The sequence below is a fragment of the Pseudomonas sivasensis genome, from assembly GCF_052938085.1.
Genome location: NZ_CP176442.1, coordinates 5,966,588 through 5,987,284, shown reverse-complemented (window position 1 = coordinate 5,987,284; position 20,697 = coordinate 5,966,588). Strand labels below are relative to the sequence as shown.

Genomic DNA, 20,697 nt, shown 5'->3' with positions numbered 1-20,697 from the left:
TGCAGTGGGTAAATGAGGCGTGAGTATGGCCATCGCCACAGGTATTCTGAAATTAAATATAACCATGCCAACCAGTGGCAAAGAGAATGATGATGTTCGATCCCGTGTTGCTCAGAAGCTTTGTCGCCGTGGTGGACTGCAGCAACTTCACCCGCGCCGCCGAGCGACTGCATTTGACCCAATCCACCGTCAGCCAGCAGATTCGGCGCCTCGAAGACGCGGTGGCGTGCCAGTTGCTGGACCGCGACCAACGCCGCGTGGTCGCCACGGCTGAAGGTGAGCGCTTGCTGGCCTATGCGCGGCGCATCCTTGCGCTGCATGAAGAAGCCGCCGATGTGCTGATCAACCAGCAGAGTGACGGCGTGCTGCGCCTGGGGGTACCGGAAGACTTTGCCGCAGAGCGCCTGATGCCGCTGCTCTCGGCGTTTGTGTTGGCGTATCCACGGGTGCGCCTGGAGGTCACCAGCGGTCTCGGTCCCGAGTTGCAGCGCCAATTCCGCAGCGGCGAGTTCGATGTGTTGTTGGTCAAGCAGATGGGCGACAGCGATGACTGTCTGGCCTCGTGGCCCGAGCCGCTGTGTTGGGTCGATAGCCGCAGCATGCCGTCGTTGGGCCGCGACCCCTTGCCGTTGGTGGCCTTTCCGGTGGGCGGGTTGTACCGCAACGAAATGCTGCACCACCTGGAAGTCAGCGGCTGGCGCTGGCGCATCGGCTATTCCAGCGCCAGCCTGGCCAGTGTGTGTTCGGCTGTGGCGGCGGGGTTGGGCGTGAGTCTGTTACCGCGCCGGGTGGTGCAGCCTGGGCATGTGGAGTTGGGGCCGGACAGCGGTTTACCGGCGGTGCAAGGCGTGCGCCTGGCGTTATATGCGCGTCCTGGCCTGAGCGCGGCGGGGCAATGCTTGCAGGCTGAACTGTTGGATTTGTGCGCAAACAGCCCCGTCGAACCATGCCTTTACTGAATATTTTTTATGCCTGAAAAGCATTGAAAAAACACACCTCGGCGCCAGGCCTTGCAGGCTCTGGCTTGGGCGTTCGTGCCGGCTTCGTTTATTCAATTTAGATCTATGTATAACTTCAAAGATTACTTTAAGAGATAAGCGTCTGGCCCCGATGATTCAGCCCTCGACGGCCTTCCACGCAGGCCTGTCGGTTTTTGTTTTAAGACCGTAGGGAGTGAATCAATGGGCAATGTCCAGACCGCCGCCAGTGCACACGAGGCGCTATGGCGTCAGGCACCTGGTGGTGAGTTGGTCGACCTTGGCCGGCCGCACCGCGCGCCGTTGGGGCAACTGCGAACGCAGAAGACTCCAAAGCGTTTTTCTAGCCGCCGCGAAGGGATTCTGCTGGGGCTGCTGGTGCTGGCCCTGCACGGTGCGGTGATCTATTGGGTGAGCCAGAAGGCGACGCCAGTGCTGCCGATTGTGCCGCCGGAAATCCCACCGATGACCATCGAGTTTTCCCAGCCAGCGCCGCCAGTGGTTGAACCTCCACCGCCTGCGCCACCACCACCGCCGCCGCCTGTGGTCGAGCCACCGCCCCCTGTGGTGGATGAGTTGGCTGCCAAGCCGGCGCCGAAAAAGATTCCGAAACCCAAGCCGGTGCCAAAACCCGTGCCCAAACCCGTCGCCAAACCGGTAGAGCAACCGCCGGCGCCACCGGTCCCTGCGCCACCTGCGCCAGCGCCGGTCGCCGCGCCTGCGCCCGCCCCGGTTACTCCGGCTTCTGCCAACGCCGCGTACCTGAAGAACCCGGCACCTGAATACCCGTCACTGGCCCAGCGCCGGGGCTGGGAAGGCACGGTGTTGTTGCGGGTTCATGTGTTGGCCAGCGGCAAGCCGGGTGAGATCCAGATCCAGAAAAGCAGCGGTCGCCAGCAACTCGACGACGCCGCACTGACCGCTGTAAAGCGTTGGAGCTTCGTGCCGGCCAAGCAGGGCGATGTGGCCCAGGACGGCTGGGTCAGCGTTCCGATCGACTTCAAGATTCACTAACTATTGCGCTTCGGTGTGTTGCACACGCCGCGACTTGTACAGAGGGAAAACATCATGGCATTAGCATCTCCACTTGAATCCATCGAAAGCGCGGTGATCTGGCTGCTGGTGGTCTTTTCGGTCGCCACCTGGGGCTTGGCCTTGCTCAAGGGCGTGCAATTCGGTCGCCTCAAGGCCCAGGATCGCAAGTTCCACAAACAGTTCTGGGCGGCGTCGAGTCTTGATTCGGCCGCTGAATTGGCAGAGACCCAACCGGGTGCCGCTGCCCGCGTGGCCCAGGCCGGTTATGCCGCGATCCAGGTTGGCGATGCGCCTCACGCTGCCGACTTGAGCCAGGCAATCAACCATCAGGACCGCCTCGAACGCGCCCTGCGCCAGCAGATCGTACGTGAGCGCCGCTCTCTGGAGACCGGTTTGGCGGTGGTCGCCAGTATCGGCAGCACCTCGCCGTTTATCGGCCTGTTCGGCACCGTGTGGGGGATTATGGAAGCGCTCAAGGGCATCAGCGCCGCCGGTTCCGCCAGCCTGGAAACCGTGGCCGGCCCCATCGGTGCCGCACTGGTTGCAACAGGCGTGGGGATCGCCGTCGCCGTACCTGCGGTGCTGGTTTACAACTACTTCCTGCGTCGCCTCAAGCTGACTGCCGCCGACCTGGATGACTTCGCCCACGACTTCTATAGCCTGGCGCAGAAAAATTCCTTCCGTGTGCTGCTGCACCCGGCGCTCAACAAAAGCGCTGCCGGCAACCCGCAAAAAGTGAAGGAGGCGTCCTGAAATGGCCTTTTCCACGCAAGACAGCGATGAGGTACTGAGCGAGATCAACGTCACGCCGCTGGTAGACGTGATGCTGGTGCTGCTGGTGGTGTTTATCGTCACTGCACCGCTGTTGACCAACGCGATCCCGATCAACCTGCCCAAGACCGAGGCCGTGGCGCCGGTGGAGCAGAAAGACCCGCTGGTGGTGAGCATCGACGGCGCCGGCAAACTGTTTATCAACAAGGACGAAATCCAGCCGGACCTGCTGGAATTCAACCTGCAGGCGGCCAAGGCTAAGGACCCCGATGTGCGGGTGCAACTGCAGGCGGATGACGGAGTGAACTACGGCGAAGTGGCGCGAGCCATGGCGTCTATCGAGCGCGCGGGGATTACCAAACTGTCGGTGATTACTGCACGTTAGCTTCAAAAGCCTCGACAATTTTTTGGCCGTCTCCTTGGCAGGGTGCGGCCTTTTTTTTGCCTGGGTTTCAGCAATACCACACGTTCAAAGTGCGCCAACCCCAGCGATTTGTGGATACCGGATTTCAACTTCTCGCTGAAACGTTCTAACGCTCTCTTTTAGCCAGTTAATCAACCTGGCGATATCAGGTTCCGACTGCCGCCCATTCCGACAAATAACGTAGTACGCGGCCGGCGACATCATCACCGGGCCGCCTAGCGTGACTAACGCACCTTCTTCCAACTGGTCATACACCAACGCTGTTCTGGCCAGCGCAATCCCGTCCCCCTTCACCGCCAGGCTGATTGCCAGGCTTGAGTCCGGAAAGCGCGGCCCATGGTGATAAGGCGCAGCCGCCAAGCCCTGAAATGCAAACCAGCTTTCCCACCCCGGGCACACTTGATCGTCCACGCGGTGAATGAGCGGGTATTGCGCAATATCTGTCAGCGGAATATCGCCGTTCGCTTGTTGAAATGCCGGTGAGCAAACCGGGAACACGGCATCGCGCATAAGTAGCTCGGCATGATGATCCGGGTAGTTGCCGTATCCCATCACAATCGCAACATCGAATTGATGGGCGCCGAGATGGGTGCTGTTCATATCCGCACTGGTCAATACCAGGTCGAGATTCAATGAAGCGTCGGAGTGAAAACCATGCATCCTGGGAATCAGCCAGCTGGAACACAGAGAAGACGTGCACGAGAGGTAAAGCGGCTGGGACTTGCTCGGGTTAAGTGTGTGCAACACCGCCTCAAGCGCGTTGAAAAAACCGTCAGCCACCGGCAACAAAGCCTGTCCCGCAGCGGTGAGATTGACGCCCCGAGAGTGGCGCTCGAACAACTGCACGCCCCACCACTCCTCCAGCCCTGCAATCTGATGGCTTATCGCACTGGCGGTCAGGTTCAACTGGGAGGCGGCGCGCGCAAACTCCCCGTTTGCGCAGCGCTGACGAAGGCTTGCAGCATGGGAGTAGGTGGCGGACGTTGGCCCATCAGGTGCTCACTTTGATCAGGATGATCCCGCAAACAATGACGAACGCCGAAAGCATCCGCCGCCAGCCGAACCGCTCGTGAAAAAACAGCGCGGCAATAATGGCGCCGATAATAACACTGGTTTCCCGCAACGCTGAGACCTTGGCCACCGCGTCCAGGGACAGCGCAAACAGCACCAATCCGTAGGAAGTGAGGTAAAGAACGCCGCCCATAACGCCGACTTTCCAATGGTTGCGAATGGCCTCGGCGAATGCCAAACGCTTCTTGAAAAACGCCAGCGCCGGAATCGGAATGCTCTGGAATACCGTCAGATAGAGGATGTATTGCAGCACCGTCTCACTGGCTCTTACCCCTTTGGCATCCACCACCGTGTATGACGCGATAAACGCACCAGCACATACGGCCATCAAGATTGGTTTGAACATGCGCGCGGTCATCCTTCGCACGAATGTCAGGCTGATGATGCCTACACAAATCAGCAACACCCCGCCCAATGCGTGGAACGACAGATGCTCATTCAGCAGGACGTAAGAAAACAGTGCGACCAGAACCGGTGGCACTCCACGCATCACCGGGTAGACCTGGCCGAAATCACCGGTTTCATACGCTTTGATCAGGAACAATCGATAGGCGGTGTTGAGCACTACGGAAACCAGCACGTAGCCCCACACCTGCAGGCTTGGCGCATTCACCAGCGGCAGCGCCGCCAGGCAGATCAGCAACGCCGTACCGTCGACCATGGCCAAGGTCATCAAGCGACTGCTCCCGGCCCGGACGACTGCGTTCCAAGTGGCGTGCATGAGGGCAGATATCAAAACTAGGGTGATCGCGATGTTGGAGTTGTCCATGGGGCTCGGGCGGGGGAGGAAATGAAGGCGGCTATTTAACGCAGTCATGTGCCATGGTCAGAAGCGAAAGCTCGTCAGTGCTGCCATTAAGAGCCGTCATGGTTTTTAAAGGGCCAGCAAGTCATGTCCCTTTAAATTGCAGGACGTTTCCGAGACAATCCCCGCCGCCTTGCGGCTGTTGGAATGGATGGCTAGTCTTCGGCCCGTCGCTGGTTTCCAGTGATCGGGTTTAGCAGCCTGATTTCAATAGGCACACGGTTCACATCTCCATTTATGGTGGCTGTGCGTGGGGCACCCTCGGGTGCGCTGGTGTTCCTATTGGCCAGTCTGCTAACCCGCGTACAGCTGCCACCTATCGTTTAGCAGCGCTAGTGGTAGCTCCGGTGTTCACTAGGAGTTGCACCATGACCAAAGCACTTCCTGTTCAACCCGTTGACTGTCTCGTCGCCAACGACAACCTCAGTTTCGAGGACGCCCAACTCTGTATCGCCCATCTGATTCACAGCGCCTAGGCCACCGTATGGGACTGTTGTGACCACCTGCAAACGCATGATCGAGCGAAAATCCATGCGGTGTGGCATTTGCTGGAAATGGCCAAGACCGTGGTAAATCGCACCATCGACTGCATGCCTCGTACCCATCACGTCATCTAAAAACCACTGCAAATTGAATGTGAAATCGAGTCAATGTGGGAGGGGGCTTGCCCCCGATAGCGGTGGATCAGCCACCTACTTGTTGCTGACGGACCGCCATCGGGGGCAAGCCCCCTCCCACATTTTGAGCCTAGATACATTTGGTTTTTTGGTTATTAATAAATAGCTTCTTATTCCTTAACGAATATAACCCTCGTCCCTATACTGTCCTACAACGTTAAACGCTGCAGGAGGGCACACCCATGCACAGCGAGTCGATTCGTTATCTGATCGTGCCGGGCTGGCAAGGATCGCCAGAAGATCATTGGCAAACCCATTGGCAAAATAGCTTGCCCAACAGCGCGCGCGTTGAGCAGGCCGATTGGCTCACCCCGCGTCGCGAAGACTGGGTGGCTGCGTTGGCTGAAGCCATCGCTGCCGACAGCACGCCGGTAATCCTGATCGCCCATAGCCTTGGCTGCATCACTGTGGCCCATTGGGCCGCCGCTGCGCCGTTGCAGTACTTGCGGCAGGTGCGCGGTGCCTTGCTGGTTGCGCCGGCTGATGTCGAACGCCCGGCTTGCTCTCCAGCCCTGCGCAACTTCGCACCGATCCCGACCGACTTGCTGCCTTTTCCCAGTCAGGTGGTCAGCTCCGACAACGACAGTGCCGTCAGCGCCCCGCGTGCGCTGGAATTGGCGCGCAATTGGGGCGCCGAAGCCGGCATCCTGTCCGGCGCCGGCCATATCAATGTGAAGTCCGGCCACCAGCGCTGGGAGCAGGGTTTCGCCTACCTCTATCGCCTGCAAAGCCGCCTTGAGCACCACGCCCGGCGTAGCGCATAAATTTTTTCAACGCCCCGTCCCTGAGTGGATTTGGGGCGGGAGCCTGCCATGAGTCTGCATGAAACCTTCGGCCAGCCGTTGCTGACCTTCCCCGACGCCGAAAAAAGCCCACTGAGCATTCGTGCCAAGGCACTGGTGTTCGTCGACCCGCGTTCGCGTCAACTGCGCGAAGAGCTGGAAAGCCTCGCACCGCGTGCTTTGCCCGTGTTGATTCGCGGCGAGACCGGCAGCGGTAAAGAACTGCTGGCGCGGCATATTCACCGGGGCAGCGACCGCACCGGTTTGTTTGTCTCCGTCAATTGCGGCGCCATCAGCCCGACGTACGCCGACGCCGAGTTGTTCGGCTACGCGGCGGGCGCCCACAGCGGCGCGGCCAGCAGCCGGGCCGGGTGGTTTGGTTCGGCCAATGGCGGCACCTTATACCTGGATGAGATCGGCGACTTGCCGTTGCCGATCCAGGTGAAATTGCTCGCAGCCCTGGAAAACCACGAAGTTACCCGCGTCGGCGCCCATCAGCCCAGCCCGGTGGATGTGCGCTTGGTAGCTGCCACCAGTATTGATCTGGCCCAGGCCGTGGCGGCGGGCAAGTTTCATGAGCGACTGTTCCATTACTTGAGCGAAGGCCGACTGGACTTGCCAGCGCTGCGCGAGCGGGTCGGCGATATCCTTTCGTTGGCCGAATATTTCCTGGGCATCTACAGCCAGCGCCTGGACCTGCCGGTGCCGTTGATCAGCGACGCTGCCCAGCGAGTCCTGGAGCACCACAGCTGGCCGGGCAATACGCGCGAGCTGGAGAACGTTATTCACTTTGCCTTGCTGGTCAGCAGCGGCGACGAGATTTTGCCCGAACATTTGAACCTGCCGGTGGCGGGTTCACCGGTGGAGCAGCTGCAGCGGATTTTCAACGCTGCCAGTCCTGCCGAGCAGGAATCATTGCGAAAATTCCTGTATGAGCAAAATGGAATATCAACGTGAATAAAAGATATTGTTCGGGAATAAAAAATATAGGTATTGTCCGTTTCACGCCGCGATAGCACTTCGCTGGCACACCACATAAAAACGGTCGTCACCGACGCCCCCGGAATTCCGATAAGGACACTGCATGAAAAAGGTTCTGTTGTTTACCGCTCTGGCGGCTGCCCTGACTGCCGGCTTCGCCCAGGCCAACGAGAAACTGGTCGTAGCCGCGACCCCGGTGCCGCACGCCGAGATCCTCGAACTGGTCAAGCCAGCCCTCAAAAAGCAAGGCGTGGACCTGGAAATCAAAGTCTTCACCGACTACGTACAGCCAAACGTGCAGGTTGCCGAGAAGCGCCTGGACGCCAACTACTTCCAGACCCTGCCGTACCTGGAAAACTTCAACAAGGGCAAGGGCACCAACCTGGTTACCGTGGTTGGCGTGCACGTTGAACCCTTCGGCGGTTACTCGAAAAAGATCAAGAATATTTCTGAGCTCAAAGATGGCGCCACCGTTGCCATTCCGAACGAAGGTTCCAACAGCGGCCGTGCCCTGTTGCTGCTGCAAAAGAACGGTCTGATCACCCTGAAAGACCCGACCAACGCCCTGGCCACGCCGAAAGACATCGCCAGCAACCCGAAGAACCTGAAGTTCAAAGAGCTGGAATCGGCCCTGCTGCCACGCGTGCTGGACCAGGTTGACCTGGATTTGATCAACACCAACTACGCCCTGGAAGCTGGCCTCAACCCAGCCAAGGACGCGCTGATCATCGAAAGTGCCGACTCGCCTTACGTGAACTTCCTGGTGGCTCGCCCGGACAACAAGGACAGCGACGCTATTCAGAAACTGTCCAAGGCCCTGACCAGCCCGGAAGTGAAAGCATTCATCGAGAAGAAGTACAACGGCGCGGTCGTGCCGGCGTTCTGATGTAACTCAAAACCCCCTTCAAGGTTTCAACGCCGACGGCTTGTAGAGCGTCGGCGTTTTTTTATGCCTGGAATTTGGAATGCAATCGACATGTGGGAGGGGGCTTGCTCCCGATAGGGGTGTGTCAGTCAAAGATGTACTGACTGACACACCCCTATCGGGAGCAAGCCCCCTCCCACACTTGATCTTCATCTCACTTTGGATTGTTCGTGGTTTTAGAGAGCTCGGCTGTTAATCGCCCTGCGCAACGCCACCAACCACTTCACCAGCTCCTGCGGATCAATCGGTTTCGCTTTGTTCATGGTTCATTCCCTCGAAAAACAGACCCCCCAACCATAGCTGCCACCTGTCCAACCCGCGAATCCGGGGGTTATCTTTTTGGGTGATATCAATATGCTATTTCGGTATTTAAATTTTGCTTTTTATACCTTTAGAGTTCGCGCTACCCGGCGTTACCCACGCCGGAACGGACTGCGCTCGCGGCATTACCCATGCGGCGATATGGACTCAAGATGACCTTCGATTTCGCATTTATCCTCAGCACCCTGCCGGCGTTTCTAAAAGCCGTAGGGGTGACACTGCAAGTAGGCTTGATCGCCATTGCCACCTCGCTGCTGGTGGCGCTGATCAACGCCGCGCTGCTGGTGTTTCGCACGCCCTACCTGTCGCGCCTGGTGGCGCTGTACGTGGAGCTGGCGCGTAACACGCCGCTGCTGATCCAGCTGTTCTTCGTGTACTTCGCCTTGCCGGCCCTGGGGTTCAATATCTCCGGGTTCTGGGCGGCCATCATCACCATGACTTTCCTGGGCGGCGCCTACCTCACCGAAGTGCTGCGCGCCGGTGTGGAAGCGGTGCCGCTGGCGCAGATCGAGTCGGGCAAGTCCATTGGCCTGTCTCACTGGCAACTGCTGCGCCACGTGATCCTGCCTCAAGCGGGCATCCTCAGCCTGCCGGCGTTGTTCGCCAACTTCATCTTCTTGCTCAAGGAGACCACCGTGGTCTCTGCCGTGGCGGTGCCGGAGATTCTCTACACCACCAAGAGCTACATCGCCCTCTACTACAAGACCTACGAAATGCTCGCCGTGCTGACGCTGATTTGCGTGCTGTTGTTCTTGCCGCTATCGCTGCTGCTCAGCCGCTTGGAAAGGAGGCTCCAGCATGGCCAGTTCGGGTCTTGAGTTGTTGTGGGTGTCGTTGCCGCAATTGGGTAAGGGCGCTGCGCAAACCCTGTCGATTTCGTTTTTGAGCATCGCCTTCAGTACGGTCGGCGGCGTGTTGTATGGCGTGCTGCGCACCTTGAACAACACGCTGATCAACGCGGTGCTGCGGGTATACCTGGAGCTGTTCCGGGCGATTCCAGTGCTGGTGTGGTTGTACCTGCTGTTCTTTGGCCTGCCGATCTTCTTTGGCCTGAGCATCCCGAGCTTCTGGTGCGCGGTGCTGGTGCTGTCGTTGTGGGGCGCCAGCGAAGTGGGCGAGGTGGTACGCGGCGCGTTGCATTCGCTGCCCCGTGGCCAGCGCGAAGCCGGCCTGTCGATCGGCTTGTCCGACCCGCAGTTATACGGCTACGTGTTGCTGCCTCAGGCCCTCAAGCGTATGACCCCGCCGACCATCAACGTCTACACGCGCATCATCAAGACCAGCTCCCTGGCGGTGCTGATCGGCGTGGTGGATGTGATCAAGGTGGGCCAGCAAATCATCGAGCGCACCTATGAGTCGGTTCTGATCTACGGCGTGCTGTTCCTGTTTTTCTTCTTTATCTGCTACCCGTTGTCGGCCGCCTCCAAGGTGCTGGAACGGCGCTGGGCCCAAGCATGAGCGCATTGATCGAGTTTCAGGGTTTCAACAAATTCTTCGGCGACCAGCAGGTGCTCAAGGGCATCGACCTGAGTGTGCAAAGCGGCGAAGTGGTGGTGATCCTCGGCCCCAGCGGCTGCGGCAAAAGCACCATGCTGCGTTGCCTTAACGGGTTGGAAGTGGCCCACAGCGGTAGCCTGCGGTTTTCCGGAAAGGAGTTGCTGGAAAAAAATACCGACTGGCGCCAGGTACGCCAGGACATCGGCATGGTGTTCCAGAGCTACCACCTGTTCCCGCACATGAGTGTGCTCGACAACATCCTGCTCGGCCCGCTCAAAGTGCAGAAACGCGACCCCCGCGAGGCCCGCGAGCAGGCCGAGAAACTGCTGGCGCGCGTGGGCCTGGCTGACAAACGCGATGCCTTCCCGCGCCAGCTTTCCGGCGGCCAGCAGCAACGCATCGCTATCGTCCGTTCGCTGTGCATGAACCCTCAAGTCATGCTGTTCGACGAAGTCACCGCCGCCCTCGACCCGGAGATGGTCAAGGAAGTGCTGGAAGTGATCCAAGGCCTGGCCCGCGATGGCATGACCCTGCTCATCGTCACCCATGAAATGGCCTTCGCCCGCGCCGTCGCCGACCGCGTGGTGTTTATGGAGGCCGGCCGCATCCTCGAACACAACACCCCCGAAGAATTCTTTACGAACCCGCAAACCGCACGCGCGCAGCAGTTCCTGGAGAAGTTCTCCTTTGTGTCAACACTGCCCAAGAAAACCAAGGAACTGGAGTTGCTATGAAAAAGTTACTGCTGCCACTGTTGGCCGTCGCCTTACTGGCCGGCTGCGATAAGAAGGCCGAAGAGCCCGCCAAACCTGCTGCTGCCGTGAGCTACCTCGACAAGATCAAGGCGCGCGACAAGCTGATCGTTGGGGTCTTCACTGACAAGCCACCGTTTGGTTTCGTAGATGAAGCTGGTCGCTACGTCGGCTTCGATACCGACATTGGCCGTCGATTCGCCAAAGACCTGTTGGGCGATGAAAACAAAGTCGAATTCGTCGCCGTCGAGCCTGCGAGCCGCATTCCGTTCCTGCAAAGCGATAAGGTCGACCTGATCCTCGCCAACATGACCGTGACCCCGGAACGTAAGGACGCCGTGGATTTCACCAACCCCAACCTGAAAGTCGCGGTACAGGCCCTGGTGCCGAACAACAGCTCGGTCAAAAGCCTGGACGACCTGGCCACCCGCACCACTATCGTCACCACCGGCACCACTGCTGACATCTGGCTGACCAAGAACCACCCGGATTGGAAACTGCTCAAGTTCGAGAAAAACTCCGAGTCGCTGCAAGCGTTGTCGGCTGGCCGTGGCGATGCCTATGCCCAGGACAACCTGGTGCTGTTCAGCTGGGCCAAGCAGAACCCAGGCTACCGCGTGCTGGAAGAGAAACTCGGCGACGAAGCGCCCATCGCGCCTGCCGTGAAGAAGGGCAACGTCGAACTGCGTGACTGGGTGAATGCCGAGTTGGCGAAGTTGGGTGAGGAGAAATTCCTGCTCAAGCTGTATGACCAATATGTGCGCAAAGAACTGAGCGATGACACCAAGCCTGAGAGTGTGATTGTTGAAGGCGGGAAGTGGCAGGGCTAGTTCTGCGCTGACTGTTATGCCGCTATTGGGAGCATGGGTATCTACACAACTTTCAAACGCTGACAAATCTCCCTGTGGCGAACGGGACAAGCCCGCTCGCCACAACAGCCCTATCTGCCGGACGTTCAGCGTTGAGCCAACGTTGTGTAGATACCTATGCCCCGATGAGGCCGGTGACCCCCCCCTCAATACGCCTTCCCCATGCAGATAAGGAACCCTGATCTAAGCTCACAGTCGCATACACACTGGCACATCGCATCGCGCACAAGGAGTCTGCATGGGCGGTCGTATTTCCATCTGTATCGTCGGTTTGGGTTTAGTGGTGTTGCTGAGCGCTTGCGGCCAGGAAAAGGCTGAACCCAAGCAGCATTCCCGAGTATTTGTGCAAACCGTGCAGCCCGCGGATTTCGCCGCGGCAGTCACGCTGACCGGGGATATCCAGGCGCGCGTGCAAACCGACTTGTCCTTCCGCGTCGGCGGAAAAATCATCCAGCGCATGGTGGATGTGGGCGACCGCGTGACCGCCCGACAAGTGCTGGCCAAGCTCGATCCCAAGGATTTGCAAACCAACGTCGATTCCGCTCAGGCCCAGGTCGTGGCGGAACAGGCGCGGGTAAAACAGACTGCCGCTGCCTTTGTGCGCCAGGAAAAACTCCTGCCCAAGGGCTACACCAGCCGCAGCGAATACGATTCTGCCCAGGCCGCGCTGCGCAGCAGCCAAAGTGCCCTGGCCGCCGCGCAGGCCCAGTTGGCCAACGCCCGTGAACAACTCGGCTATACCGCGCTGATTGCGGATGCGCCGGGAGTGATCACCGCACGCCAAGCTGAAGTCGGCCAGGTGGTGCAAGCCACCGTGCCGATTTTCAGCCTGGCCACCGATGGCGAGCGCGACGCGGTGTTCAACGTCTATGAATCCCTGTTGGTGGAGCCGCCACCTGACGCGCCGATCACCGTCAGCCTGTTGGATAACCCCAGCATCAAGGTCCAGGGCAAAGTCCGTGAAGTCACGCCGGCCGTGGCGGCCAACACCGGCACGGTGCAGGTGAAGATTGCGCTGCAATCTCTGCCTAAAGGCATGCAGCTCGGTTCGGTGGTCAGCGCCACCGCCAATGGCCCGGCCAAGCCCAGCGTCGAGCTGCCGTGGTCGGCATTGACCAAAGACTTGAGCGAACCCGCCGTGTGGCTGGTCGACGGCGACGGCAAGGCGCAGTTGCATAAAGTCACGGTGGCGCGGTACCTCACCGGTAAGGTCATCATCAGTGACGGCCTTAAAGGCGGCGAAAAAGTCGTCGTGGCCGGTGGGCAATTGCTGCATCCCGGCATGTTGGTCGAGATTGCCCAGCAGGGAGCCAAGCCATGAAGCGCCTGACGCTCATACTCGCCGCCAGCCTGTTGCTGATGGCCTGCTCCAAGGAAGAACCCGCGCCCGAGCCGGTGCGCCCAGTTCTGTCCATGGAAGTGAAGGCCGAAGACCAGGAAACCCTCGGCCGCTTCGCCGGCACCATCCAGGCGCGCTACGAAAGCAACCTGGGGTTCCGTGTGTCGGGGCGTATCGCCCGCCGCGCCGTGGATGTGGGGGCTGAAGTGCAGAAGGGGGCCTTGCTCGCTGTCCTTGACCCCACCGACCAGCAAAACCAGTTGCGCGCCGCCCAAGGCGACCTCGCTCGCGTCCAGGCGCAATTCATCAACGCCCAGGCCAACGCTCGCCGCCAGCAGGAATTGTTCAACCGTGGCGTCGGCGCCCAGGCGCAGTTGGATATCGCCCAGACCGATCTGAAAACCACTCAGGCCTCTCTCCACCAGGCCCAAGCGTCAGTCAACCAAGCCAAGGACCAGCTCAACTACGCCGAGCTGCGCACCGACCACGCCGGTATTATCACCGCCTGGAACGCTGAGGCTGGCCAAGTGGTCAGCGCCGGTCAGCAAGTGGTGACCCTGGCGCGCCCGGACATCAAGGAGGCGGTGATCGACCTGCCCGCAGGTCTCGCCGAGCGGCTGCCCCCGGACGTGGTGTTCCTCGTAGCCGGGCAACTCGACCCCAGCGTCAACACCACTGCCACTGTGCGCGAGATCGAACCCCAGGCCCAAAGCGCCACGCGCACCCGTCGCGCGCGCCTGACCCTGGCCGAAACACCGCCCGCGTTCCGCCTTGGCACGGCGATCAGCGTGACCTTGAGTTCGGCCATCGCTCCACGCATTGAGTTGCCCCTGAGCGCCTTGCAGGATGTCGACGGCAAGACCCGCATCTGGATCCTCGACACCCAAAGCCAGACCGTGCAACCGCGCGACATCACAGTGCTTAGCCGTGATGCTGATAGCGCCTTGCTCAACGGTGGGGTCAAACCCGGCGAACGTATCGTCACCGCCGGCGTAAACAGCCTGAAGCCTGGGCAAAAAGTCAAAATCGACGAGGACAGCCCGCGATGAAAGGGAGCTTCAACTTATCCGACTGGGCCCTCAAGCATCAGTCCTTCGTCTGGTACCTGATGTTCGTCGCGCTGCTGATGGGCGTGTTCTCGTACATGAACCTGGGCCGCGAGGAAGACCCCTCGTTCACCATCAAGACCATGGTGATCCAGACCCGCTGGCCGGGCGCGACCCAGGAAGAAACCCTCAAGCAGGTCACCGACCGCATCGAGAAAAAACTCGAAGAGCTCGACTCCCTCGACTACGTGAAAAGCTATACGCGACCGGGTGAATCCACGGTGTTCGTGTTCCTCAAGGACACCACCAGCGCCAAGGCCATCCCGGAGATCTGGTACCAGGTCCGCAAGAAGATCGACGACATTCGCGGTAGCTTCCCCCAGGGTTTGCAGGGGCCGTCATTCAACGACGAATTCGGTGATGTGTTCGGCTCGGTCTACGCCTTTACCGGCGACGGCCTGTCGATGCGCCAGTTGCGCGACTACGTGGAGCAGGTGCGCGCCGAGATTCGTTCGGTGCCGGGGTTGGGCAAGGTCGAGATGATCGGCCAGCAGGACGAAGTGATTTACCTGAATTTCTCCACGCGCAAATTGGCTGCGTTGGGCGTTGACCAGCGCCAGGTGGTGCAGAGCCTGCAATCGCAGAACGCGGTGACCCCGGCCGGGGTGATCGAGGCCGGCCCTGAGCGGATTTCAGTGCGCACATCCGGGCAGTTTGCTTCGGAGAAAGACCTGGCCGATGTCAATTTGCGCCTCAATGACCGCTTCTATCGCCTGGCGGACATCGCCGAGATTACCCGTGGCTACGTCGACCCGGCGCGGCCGATGTTCCGCTTCAACGGCAAGCCGGCGATTGGTTTGGCCATCGCCATGCAGAAGGGCGGCAACATCCAGTCGTTCGGCAAGGCGCTGCACACGCGCATGGACGAACTGACCGCCGACCTGCCGGTGGGCGTCGGTGTGCATAAGGTCTCCGACCAGGCCGAGGTGGTGGAAGAGGCCGTCGGCGGCTTTACCAGCGCGCTGTTCGAAGCGGTGATCATCGTGTTGGTGGTGAGCTTTATCAGCCTCGGCATGCGCGCTGGGCTGGTGGTGGCGTGCTCGATTCCATTGGTGCTGGCGCTGGTGTTCGTGTTCATGGAATACAGCGGCATCACCATGCAGCGCGTGTCGCTCGGTGCGTTGATCATCGCCCTCGGCCTGTTGGTGGACGACGCGATGATCACCGTGGAGATGATGATCACGCGCCTGGAAAAAGGCGAAACCAAGGAGCAGGCCGCCACCTACGCCTACACCTCCACGGCATTCCCGATGCTTACCGGTACCTTGGTGACCGTCGCCGGTTTCGTGCCGATTGGCCTCAACGCCAGTTCGGCGGGGGAGTACACCTTCACCCTGTTCGCGGTGATTGCCGTGGCGATGCTAGTGTCGTGGGTGGTGGCGGTGCTGTTTGCGCCGGTGATTGGCGTGCACATCCTCAGTGCCAAGGTGAAACCCCACAGCGCCGAGCCGGGGCGCATCGGCCGCGCGTTCAATGGCGGCATGCTGTGGGCCATGCGCAACCGTTGGTGGGCCATCGGCATCACCGTGGGCCTGTTCGTGGCGTCGGTGTTCTCCATGCAGTTCGTGCAGAACCAGTTCTTCCCGTCGTCGGACCGACCGGAAATCCTCGTTGACCTCAACCTGCCGCAAAACGCCTCGATCAACGAGACGCGCAAGGCTGTTGATCGCCTCGAAGCGATCATCAAGGACGACCCGGACATTACGCGCTGGAGCACCTATATCGGCCAGGGCGCGATCCGTTTCTACCTGCCCCTCGATCAGCAATTGGAAAACCCGTATTACGCGCAGTTGGTGATCGTCAGCAAAGGCCTGGAAGAACGCGGTGAGCTGATCGCGCGCCTGCAAAAACGCCTGCGTGATGACTTCGTCGGTATCGGCAGCTTTGTGCAGCCATTGGAAATGGGCCCGCCGGTGGGCCGCCCGATCCAGTATCGCGTGTCCGGCAAAGACACCGACCAAGTGCGCAAGCACGCCATCGAACTGGCGACCCTGCTGGATAAAAACACCCACCTGGGCGAGATCATCTACGACTGGAACGAGCCGGGCAAAGTGCTGCGCATCGACATTGCCCAGGACAAGGCGCGCCAGCTCGGGCTGTCATCCGAAGACGTGGCGCAGTTGATGAACAGCGTGGTCAGCGGCGCCTCGGTGACTCAGGTGCACGACGATATCTACCTGATCAACGTGGTCGGCCGCGCCGAGGACGCCGAGCGCGGTACCCCGGAAACCTTGCAGAACCTGCAGATTGTCACGCCCAACGGCACCTCGATCCCGCTGCTGGCGTTTGCCACTGTGCGCTATGAACTGGAGCAGCCGCTGGTGTGGCGTCGCGACCGCAAGCCGACCATCACCATCAAGGCCTCGGTGCGTGACGAGATGCAGCCGACCGACTTGGTCAAGCAGCTCAAGCCGGAGATCGACAAATTCAGCGACGGCCTGCCGGTGGGCTATAAGGTCGCCACGGGCGGTACCGTGGAAGAAAGCGGCAAGGCCCAAGGCCCGATTGCCAGCGTGGTGCCGTTGATGCTGTTCCTGATGGCGACGTTCCTGATGATCCAACTGCACAGCGTGCAGAAGATGTTCCTGGTGGCCAGTGTCGCGCCGTTGGGGCTGATCGGCGTGGTGCTGGCGTTGATCCCCACGGGCACGCCCATGGGCTTTGTGGCGATCCTCGGTATCCTGGCGCTGATCGGCATCATCATCCGCAACTCGGTGATCCTGGTGACGCAGATCCACGAATATGAAGTGGCCGGCTACACGCCGTGGGACGCGGTGGTGGAAGCCACCGAGCATCGGCGTCGTCCGATCCTGCTCACGGCGGCAGCGGCGAGTCTGGGCATGATCCCGATTGCCCGGGAAGTGTTCTGGGGGCCGATGGCTTACGCGATGATTGGCGGCATCATCATCGCCACCTTGCTGACGCTGTTGTTCCTGCCGGCGCTGTATGTGGCCTGGTACAAGATCCGCGAACCCCAACAGGAAGAACACGGTTAAAAATGTGGGAGGGGGCTTGCCCCCGATGGCGGTGGGTCAGTCAAAGATGCTCCAACTGATCCACTGCTATCGGGGGCAAGCCCCCTCCCACATTTGAAGTGCGTTGCCTCTAAGGTCTGCGCCAGACACTGGCCAGCCAAGGCTGCTGCTCACGCGGCAACCCCGCCGGCCGGTAGTAATGCTCCAGCTCCACAAACCCCGCGGTGGTGAGCAGTGTTTGCCACGCCTCCAGGTCGTGATAAGCCCCATAGCGCGGCCCATTCCAGCCTTCCTGGTTCTCACCCCGCGGGTTGGAGCTGAACAGCACACCCCCAGGCTTCAGCGCCCCATGCAGTTGCTTGAGCACACGTGGCAGTTCCTGCTTGGGGATATGAAACAGCACCGCATTGGCAAAGATCCCATCGAAGCGTTCAGCGGGTAAGTCCAGCTTGAGGAAATCCTGCTGCAACACCTCGCAGCCGCTGTCTTCGCGCGCCATCTGCGCAAAGCGCTCCGAGCCGTCCAGGCCGACGGCGATATGGCCCATTCGCGTAAACGTCTGCAAATCCCGTCCCGGCCCGCAACCGAAATCCAGCACGGTGAACGGCGCAGCACCTTGGATATGCCGCAGCAGTGCGTCGATATTCTGGCTTACATCGTGATCGCGAGTGCCTTCACGGAAGTCCTCGGCCACTGTGTTGTAGTGGCCGAGGGTGGTGGACGTGATCTGGTTGAGATCGTCGGGCTTGAGGGTCATGACGGTGAATACCGGGCGCTGAGAGGGCCCGACTATACCTCACCTCTTGTTCAGCACCCGCGCCAGGCGATCGCCGCTCAGTTGAATCACCGCCACCAGCACCACCAGCAGCACAATCACGGTCAGCATGATCTGCGTGTCAAAACGCTGATAGCCGTAGCGGTACGCAATGTCGCCCAAGCCGCCGGCACCAATCGCGCCGGCCATGGCTGACGAGTTGATCATGGTCACCAGCGTAATCGTAAATCCGCCGACAATTCCCGGCAGCGCTTCGGGCAACAGCACATGCCAGATGATGTGCCAACGACGGCAGCCCATGGCTTGTGCGGCTTCGATCAGCCCGTGGTCGACCTCGCGCAAACTCACTTCGGCGATCCGCGCGAAGAACGGTGTCGCGGCGATGGTCAGCGGTACAACCGCCGCCCACACACCGTAGGTGGTGCCAACGATCAGCCGGGTGAACGGGATCAAGGCCACCATCAAAATCAAAAAAGGAATCGAGCGGAACAGATTGACGAAGGCCCCCAGCACCCGGTTCAGCGCCGGCGCCTGGTAGATGCCGCCCTTGTCGCTGGTCACCAGAAACACCGCCAGTGGAATCCCCACCAGCAATGCAATCAGCGACGACACGCCGACCATCAACAAGGTGTCGATGGCGCCCTGTACTAAACGATCAAACCACATAGCCCAGCACCTCCGCCTGTTGTGCCCAATTCGCGGCGCGGTTGCGCAGTTCTTCGGCGCTGTGGGGTGAGCCATTCACCGCCAGCAGCAATTGCCCCAAGGCATGGCCCTGGATGCGTTCGACACCGCCTTGCAGCAAGCGCACGCGCCCGCCGAGAGCGCTGAACAGCGCGGCCAGGTCCGGTTCATCGCTGGCACTGCCGGTGAGCTGCAAGCGCAACACCACTGCAGCGTCCGCTGATGACGGCGAGTGCTGCAACCGGCTTTGCAGTTCTTCCGGCAGCCCATGTTGCAGCGGCGCCAGCAGGGTCTTGCTGACCTCGTGCTGCGGGTTGCCAAAAACTTGCCACACCGGGCCTTGCTCGACGATGCGCCCGTGTTCCAGCACCACCACGCGGTCGCAGATGTCGCGGATCACCGCCATCTCATGGGTGATCAAGACGATGGTCAGGCCCAGGCGCCGGTTGATCTCGCGCAACAGGCCGAGGATCGATTGGGTGGTCTCCGGGTCCAGCGCCGAGGTGGCTTCGTCGCACAGCAGGATCTGCGGGTCGTGCACCAGCGAACGGGCGATGCCCACGCGCTGTTTCTGCCCACCGGAAAGCTGCGCCGGGTAGGCCTTGTGCTTGTCCTGCAAACCCACTAATTCCAGCAGCTCACGCACCTTTTGCTCACGCTGGAGCTTGGGCACGCCGGCGACTTTCAGCGGCAATTCGACGTTCTGCCACACGGTCTTGGCCGACATCAGGTTGAAGTGCTGGAAGATCATGCCTATGCGCCGACGCAGCGCCACCAGGCGGTCTTCGTCGAAGTCGCCGATGTCCACCTGATCGATCAGCACGCGCCCGCTGCTCGGTTGCTCCAGCCGGTTGATGGTGCGGATCAGCGAGGATTTACCGGCACCGCTGCGGCCAATGATGCCAAACACCTCACCGCGCTGGATCGCCAGGTCGATGCCGTGCAGGGCATGCACCGTGCCGTCGTAGGTCTTGCCCAGGTTGATAAAGCGCACGTGCGCGCGGTTCAGGTCTGGATGCAGTTCAGTCTGCTCGGCGTCCCTGGGCGGTGTGCCCAGGTCGCGCAGGTGAGAGTGGGCGGCGGTCATTTTTTATCTTCCCAACCCACTTGGTAGAGCTTGCCAAGGGATTTATCCAACGCAGCGCGCACCACCGGCGAGTGCTGGTAGGTGTCGACGAACTTGATCACACGCGGGTCGGTTTTGCTCTTCGGTTGGATCACGAACTGGATCACGTATTCCGGGTGGTCGAGGCCGTCGAACAGCAGCGCCGATTCCGCGTCGAAAGTCTTGGACAGGCGGATATACGCCGGGTAGCCCTGCACCAGGTCTGCATCGTCATAGGCACGTACCAGCTGCACGGCCTCGACTTGCAGGATTTTGATTTTCTTTGGGTTTGCGACGATGTCTTCTTCGGTGGCCTTGTAGCCCACGCCCGGCTTGAGGGTGATCAGCCCGGCCTTGGCCAGCAGTTGCAGGCCGCGACCGCTGTTGATCGGGTCGTTGGCGATGGCCACGCTGGCGCCTTCGGGCAGCTCGTTGAAGCTTTTGTACTTTTTCGAATACAGCCCGACGTTGTTGATGATGCCCGGCGCGTAAGGCACCAGGTCAAAACCGGCGGCGGCCTTGGCGTTTTCCAGGAAGGGGATGTGCTGGAAGTAGTTCACGTCAATATCGCCGGCGGCCAGGCTGACGTTGGGCGCGATCCAGTCGGTGAACTCCACCAGCTCGACTTTCAAGCCTTGCTTGCCGGCTTCGGCGACTGCGGCTTCCAGGGGAATCGCGAAGGCCGCGGTGGTGCCGATTTTCAACGGTGCATCGGCGGCGAACACCGCCGAGCTGAACAACCCGAAGGCCAGGGCCAGTGCTTTGACTGGGTTATTGAGGAATGTCTTTTTCATAGTGGGTTTCCAGTCATAAGGTATTAGGACAA

Annotated in this window: 20 protein-coding genes; 14 read left to right on the top strand and 6 right to left on the bottom strand. The window is 60.3% G+C overall.

Annotated elements, in window-relative coordinates:
- Positions 1–92: 92 nt before the first annotated feature.
- The 4 genes from ACKZ62_RS27465 to ACKZ62_RS27450 all read left to right on the top strand — a co-directional run bounded on the left by ACKZ62_RS27465 (position 93) and on the right by ACKZ62_RS27450 (position 3,168).
- Positions 93–959, top strand: a complete 867-nt coding sequence (locus tag ACKZ62_RS27465) for a LysR family transcriptional regulator (RefSeq protein ID WP_032884891.1) — start codon at positions 93–95, stop codon at positions 957–959.
- A 222-nt stretch (positions 960–1,181) separates the two neighbouring features.
- Positions 1,182–1,991 carry an energy transducer TonB gene (locus ACKZ62_RS27460; RefSeq protein WP_032884892.1) on the top strand — a complete coding sequence of 270 codons (810 nt, stop codon included), beginning with the start codon at positions 1,182–1,184 and terminating at the stop codon, positions 1,989–1,991.
- A 51-nt stretch (positions 1,992–2,042) separates the two neighbouring features.
- Positions 2,043–2,765 (top strand): MotA/TolQ/ExbB proton channel family protein, encoded by a 723-nt coding sequence (locus ACKZ62_RS27455; protein ID WP_099602154.1) that lies wholly within the window; start codon positions 2,043–2,045, stop codon positions 2,763–2,765.
- Between the two features lies 1 nt (position 2,766).
- On the top strand, positions 2,767–3,168 hold the full coding sequence (locus ACKZ62_RS27450; protein WP_010565408.1) for an ExbD/TolR family protein: 402 nt from the start codon (positions 2,767–2,769) through the stop codon (positions 3,166–3,168).
- 84 nt (positions 3,169–3,252) lie between these two features.
- Here the strand turns inward: ACKZ62_RS27450 and ACKZ62_RS27445 are convergent, their stop codons facing one another.
- Both ACKZ62_RS27445 and ACKZ62_RS27440 read right to left on the bottom strand, forming a co-directional pair.
- The gene (locus ACKZ62_RS27445; protein ID WP_447096096.1) at positions 3,253–4,113 is read right to left on the bottom strand and encodes a LysR substrate-binding domain-containing protein; all 861 of its coding nucleotides are present in this window, start codon (positions 4,111–4,113) and stop codon (positions 3,253–3,255) included.
- An 85-nt stretch (positions 4,114–4,198) separates the two neighbouring features.
- A complete protein-coding gene (locus ACKZ62_RS27440; RefSeq protein WP_032884895.1) occupies positions 4,199–5,047 on the bottom strand; it encodes an EamA family transporter in 849 nt (282 codons plus the stop codon).
- Between the two features lie 895 nt (positions 5,048–5,942).
- On the opposite strand from ACKZ62_RS27440, the gene ACKZ62_RS27435 reads away from it, so the two are divergent.
- The 10 genes from ACKZ62_RS27435 (at position 5,943) to ACKZ62_RS27390 (ending at position 17,328) form a co-directional block, all read left to right on the top strand.
- The gene (locus ACKZ62_RS27435) at positions 5,943–6,524 is read left to right on the top strand and encodes an alpha/beta hydrolase (RefSeq protein WP_032884898.1); all 582 of its coding nucleotides are present in this window, start codon (positions 5,943–5,945) and stop codon (positions 6,522–6,524) included.
- Between the two features lie 48 nt (positions 6,525–6,572).
- Positions 6,573–7,499 carry a sigma 54-interacting transcriptional regulator gene (locus tag ACKZ62_RS27430; RefSeq protein ID WP_032884899.1) on the top strand — a complete coding sequence of 309 codons (927 nt, stop codon included), beginning with the start codon at positions 6,573–6,575 and terminating at the stop codon, positions 7,497–7,499.
- Between the two features lie 127 nt (positions 7,500–7,626).
- Positions 7,627–8,409 (top strand): MetQ/NlpA family ABC transporter substrate-binding protein, encoded by a 783-nt coding sequence (locus ACKZ62_RS27425; RefSeq protein ID WP_095186308.1) that lies wholly within the window; start codon positions 7,627–7,629, stop codon positions 8,407–8,409.
- Between the two features lie 512 nt (positions 8,410–8,921).
- Positions 8,922–9,587: an amino acid ABC transporter permease gene (locus tag ACKZ62_RS27420; protein ID WP_032884903.1), complete on the top strand. Its 666-nt coding sequence runs from the start codon at positions 8,922–8,924 to the stop codon at positions 9,585–9,587.
- Positions 9,568–10,227 carry an amino acid ABC transporter permease gene (locus ACKZ62_RS27415; protein ID WP_032884905.1) on the top strand — a complete coding sequence of 220 codons (660 nt, stop codon included), beginning with the start codon at positions 9,568–9,570 and terminating at the stop codon, positions 10,225–10,227. Before ACKZ62_RS27420 ends, ACKZ62_RS27415 begins: the two co-directional genes overlap by 20 nt.
- Positions 10,224–11,000 carry an amino acid ABC transporter ATP-binding protein gene (locus tag ACKZ62_RS27410; RefSeq protein ID WP_447096095.1) on the top strand — a complete coding sequence of 259 codons (777 nt, stop codon included), beginning with the start codon at positions 10,224–10,226 and terminating at the stop codon, positions 10,998–11,000. Before ACKZ62_RS27415 ends, ACKZ62_RS27410 begins: the two co-directional genes overlap by 4 nt.
- On the top strand, positions 10,997–11,848 hold the full coding sequence (locus ACKZ62_RS27405; protein ID WP_179179673.1) for a transporter substrate-binding domain-containing protein: 852 nt from the start codon (positions 10,997–10,999) through the stop codon (positions 11,846–11,848). The genes ACKZ62_RS27410 and ACKZ62_RS27405 overlap by 4 nt, the downstream gene beginning before the upstream one ends.
- 277 nt (positions 11,849–12,125) lie before the next feature.
- A complete protein-coding gene (locus ACKZ62_RS27400; protein ID WP_447096094.1) occupies positions 12,126–13,208 on the top strand; it encodes an efflux RND transporter periplasmic adaptor subunit in 1,083 nt (360 codons plus the stop codon).
- Positions 13,205–14,275, top strand: coding sequence for an efflux RND transporter periplasmic adaptor subunit (locus ACKZ62_RS27395; protein ID WP_095186304.1), 1,071 nt, complete (start codon positions 13,205–13,207; stop codon positions 14,273–14,275). Before ACKZ62_RS27400 ends, ACKZ62_RS27395 begins: the two co-directional genes overlap by 4 nt.
- On the top strand, positions 14,272–17,328 hold the full coding sequence (locus ACKZ62_RS27390) for an efflux RND transporter permease subunit (RefSeq protein WP_095186303.1): 3,057 nt from the start codon (positions 14,272–14,274) through the stop codon (positions 17,326–17,328). The genes ACKZ62_RS27395 and ACKZ62_RS27390 overlap by 4 nt, the downstream gene beginning before the upstream one ends.
- Before the next feature lie 109 nt (positions 17,329–17,437).
- Here ACKZ62_RS27390 and ACKZ62_RS27385 read toward each other — a convergent pair whose 3' ends face one another.
- The 4 genes from ACKZ62_RS27385 to ACKZ62_RS27370 are packed head-to-tail and all read right to left on the bottom strand — an operon-like array spanning position 17,438 to position 20,665.
- On the bottom strand, positions 17,438–18,064 hold the full coding sequence (locus ACKZ62_RS27385; RefSeq protein WP_122682173.1) for a class I SAM-dependent methyltransferase: 627 nt from the start codon (positions 18,062–18,064) through the stop codon (positions 17,438–17,440).
- A 39-nt stretch (positions 18,065–18,103) separates the two neighbouring features.
- The gene (locus tag ACKZ62_RS27380; RefSeq protein WP_003187635.1) at positions 18,104–18,748 is read right to left on the bottom strand and encodes a methionine ABC transporter permease; all 645 of its coding nucleotides are present in this window, start codon (positions 18,746–18,748) and stop codon (positions 18,104–18,106) included.
- Positions 18,738–19,853: a methionine ABC transporter ATP-binding protein gene (locus tag ACKZ62_RS27375; protein WP_181640208.1), complete on the bottom strand. Its 1,116-nt coding sequence runs from the start codon at positions 19,851–19,853 to the stop codon at positions 18,738–18,740. The genes ACKZ62_RS27380 and ACKZ62_RS27375 overlap by 11 nt, the downstream gene beginning before the upstream one ends.
- Positions 19,850–20,665, bottom strand: coding sequence for a MetQ/NlpA family ABC transporter substrate-binding protein (locus ACKZ62_RS27370; protein ID WP_447096093.1), 816 nt, complete (start codon positions 20,663–20,665; stop codon positions 19,850–19,852). The genes ACKZ62_RS27375 and ACKZ62_RS27370 overlap by 4 nt, the downstream gene beginning before the upstream one ends.
- Positions 20,666–20,697: the final 32 nt, after the last annotated feature.

Bases quoted from the DNA above. Each gene is read 5' to 3' on its own strand.
- ACKZ62_RS27465 (WP_032884891.1), top strand. From the start codon at position 93: ATGTTCGATCCCGTGTTGCTCAGAAGCTTTGTCGCCGTGGTGGACTGC.
- ACKZ62_RS27460 (WP_032884892.1), top strand. From the start codon at position 1,182: ATGGGCAATGTCCAGACCGCCGCCAGTGCACACGAGGCGCTATGGCGT.
- ACKZ62_RS27450 (WP_010565408.1), top strand. From the start codon at position 2,767: ATGGCCTTTTCCACGCAAGACAGCGATGAGGTACTGAGCGAGATCAAC.
- ACKZ62_RS27440 (WP_032884895.1), bottom strand. From the start codon at position 5,047: ATGGACAACTCCAACATCGCGATCACCCTAGTTTTGATATCTGCCCTC.
- ACKZ62_RS27435 (WP_032884898.1), top strand. From the start codon at position 5,943: ATGCACAGCGAGTCGATTCGTTATCTGATCGTGCCGGGCTGGCAAGGA.
- ACKZ62_RS27430 (WP_032884899.1), top strand. From the start codon at position 6,573: ATGAGTCTGCATGAAACCTTCGGCCAGCCGTTGCTGACCTTCCCCGAC.
- ACKZ62_RS27425 (WP_095186308.1), top strand. From the start codon at position 7,627: ATGAAAAAGGTTCTGTTGTTTACCGCTCTGGCGGCTGCCCTGACTGCC.
- ACKZ62_RS27420 (WP_032884903.1), top strand. From the start codon at position 8,922: ATGACCTTCGATTTCGCATTTATCCTCAGCACCCTGCCGGCGTTTCTA.
- ACKZ62_RS27415 (WP_032884905.1), top strand. From the start codon at position 9,568: ATGGCCAGTTCGGGTCTTGAGTTGTTGTGGGTGTCGTTGCCGCAATTG.
- ACKZ62_RS27410 (WP_447096095.1), top strand. From the start codon at position 10,224: ATGAGCGCATTGATCGAGTTTCAGGGTTTCAACAAATTCTTCGGCGAC.
- ACKZ62_RS27405 (WP_179179673.1), top strand. From the start codon at position 10,997: ATGAAAAAGTTACTGCTGCCACTGTTGGCCGTCGCCTTACTGGCCGGC.
- ACKZ62_RS27400 (WP_447096094.1), top strand. From the start codon at position 12,126: ATGGGCGGTCGTATTTCCATCTGTATCGTCGGTTTGGGTTTAGTGGTG.
- ACKZ62_RS27395 (WP_095186304.1), top strand. From the start codon at position 13,205: ATGAAGCGCCTGACGCTCATACTCGCCGCCAGCCTGTTGCTGATGGCC.
- ACKZ62_RS27390 (WP_095186303.1), top strand. From the start codon at position 14,272: ATGAAAGGGAGCTTCAACTTATCCGACTGGGCCCTCAAGCATCAGTCC.
- ACKZ62_RS27385 (WP_122682173.1), bottom strand. From the start codon at position 18,064: ATGACCCTCAAGCCCGACGATCTCAACCAGATCACGTCCACCACCCTC.
- ACKZ62_RS27380 (WP_003187635.1), bottom strand. From the start codon at position 18,748: ATGTGGTTTGATCGTTTAGTACAGGGCGCCATCGACACCTTGTTGATG.
- ACKZ62_RS27375 (WP_181640208.1), bottom strand. From the start codon at position 19,853: ATGACCGCCGCCCACTCTCACCTGCGCGACCTGGGCACACCGCCCAGG.
- ACKZ62_RS27370 (WP_447096093.1), bottom strand. From the start codon at position 20,665: ATGAAAAAGACATTCCTCAATAACCCAGTCAAAGCACTGGCCCTGGCC.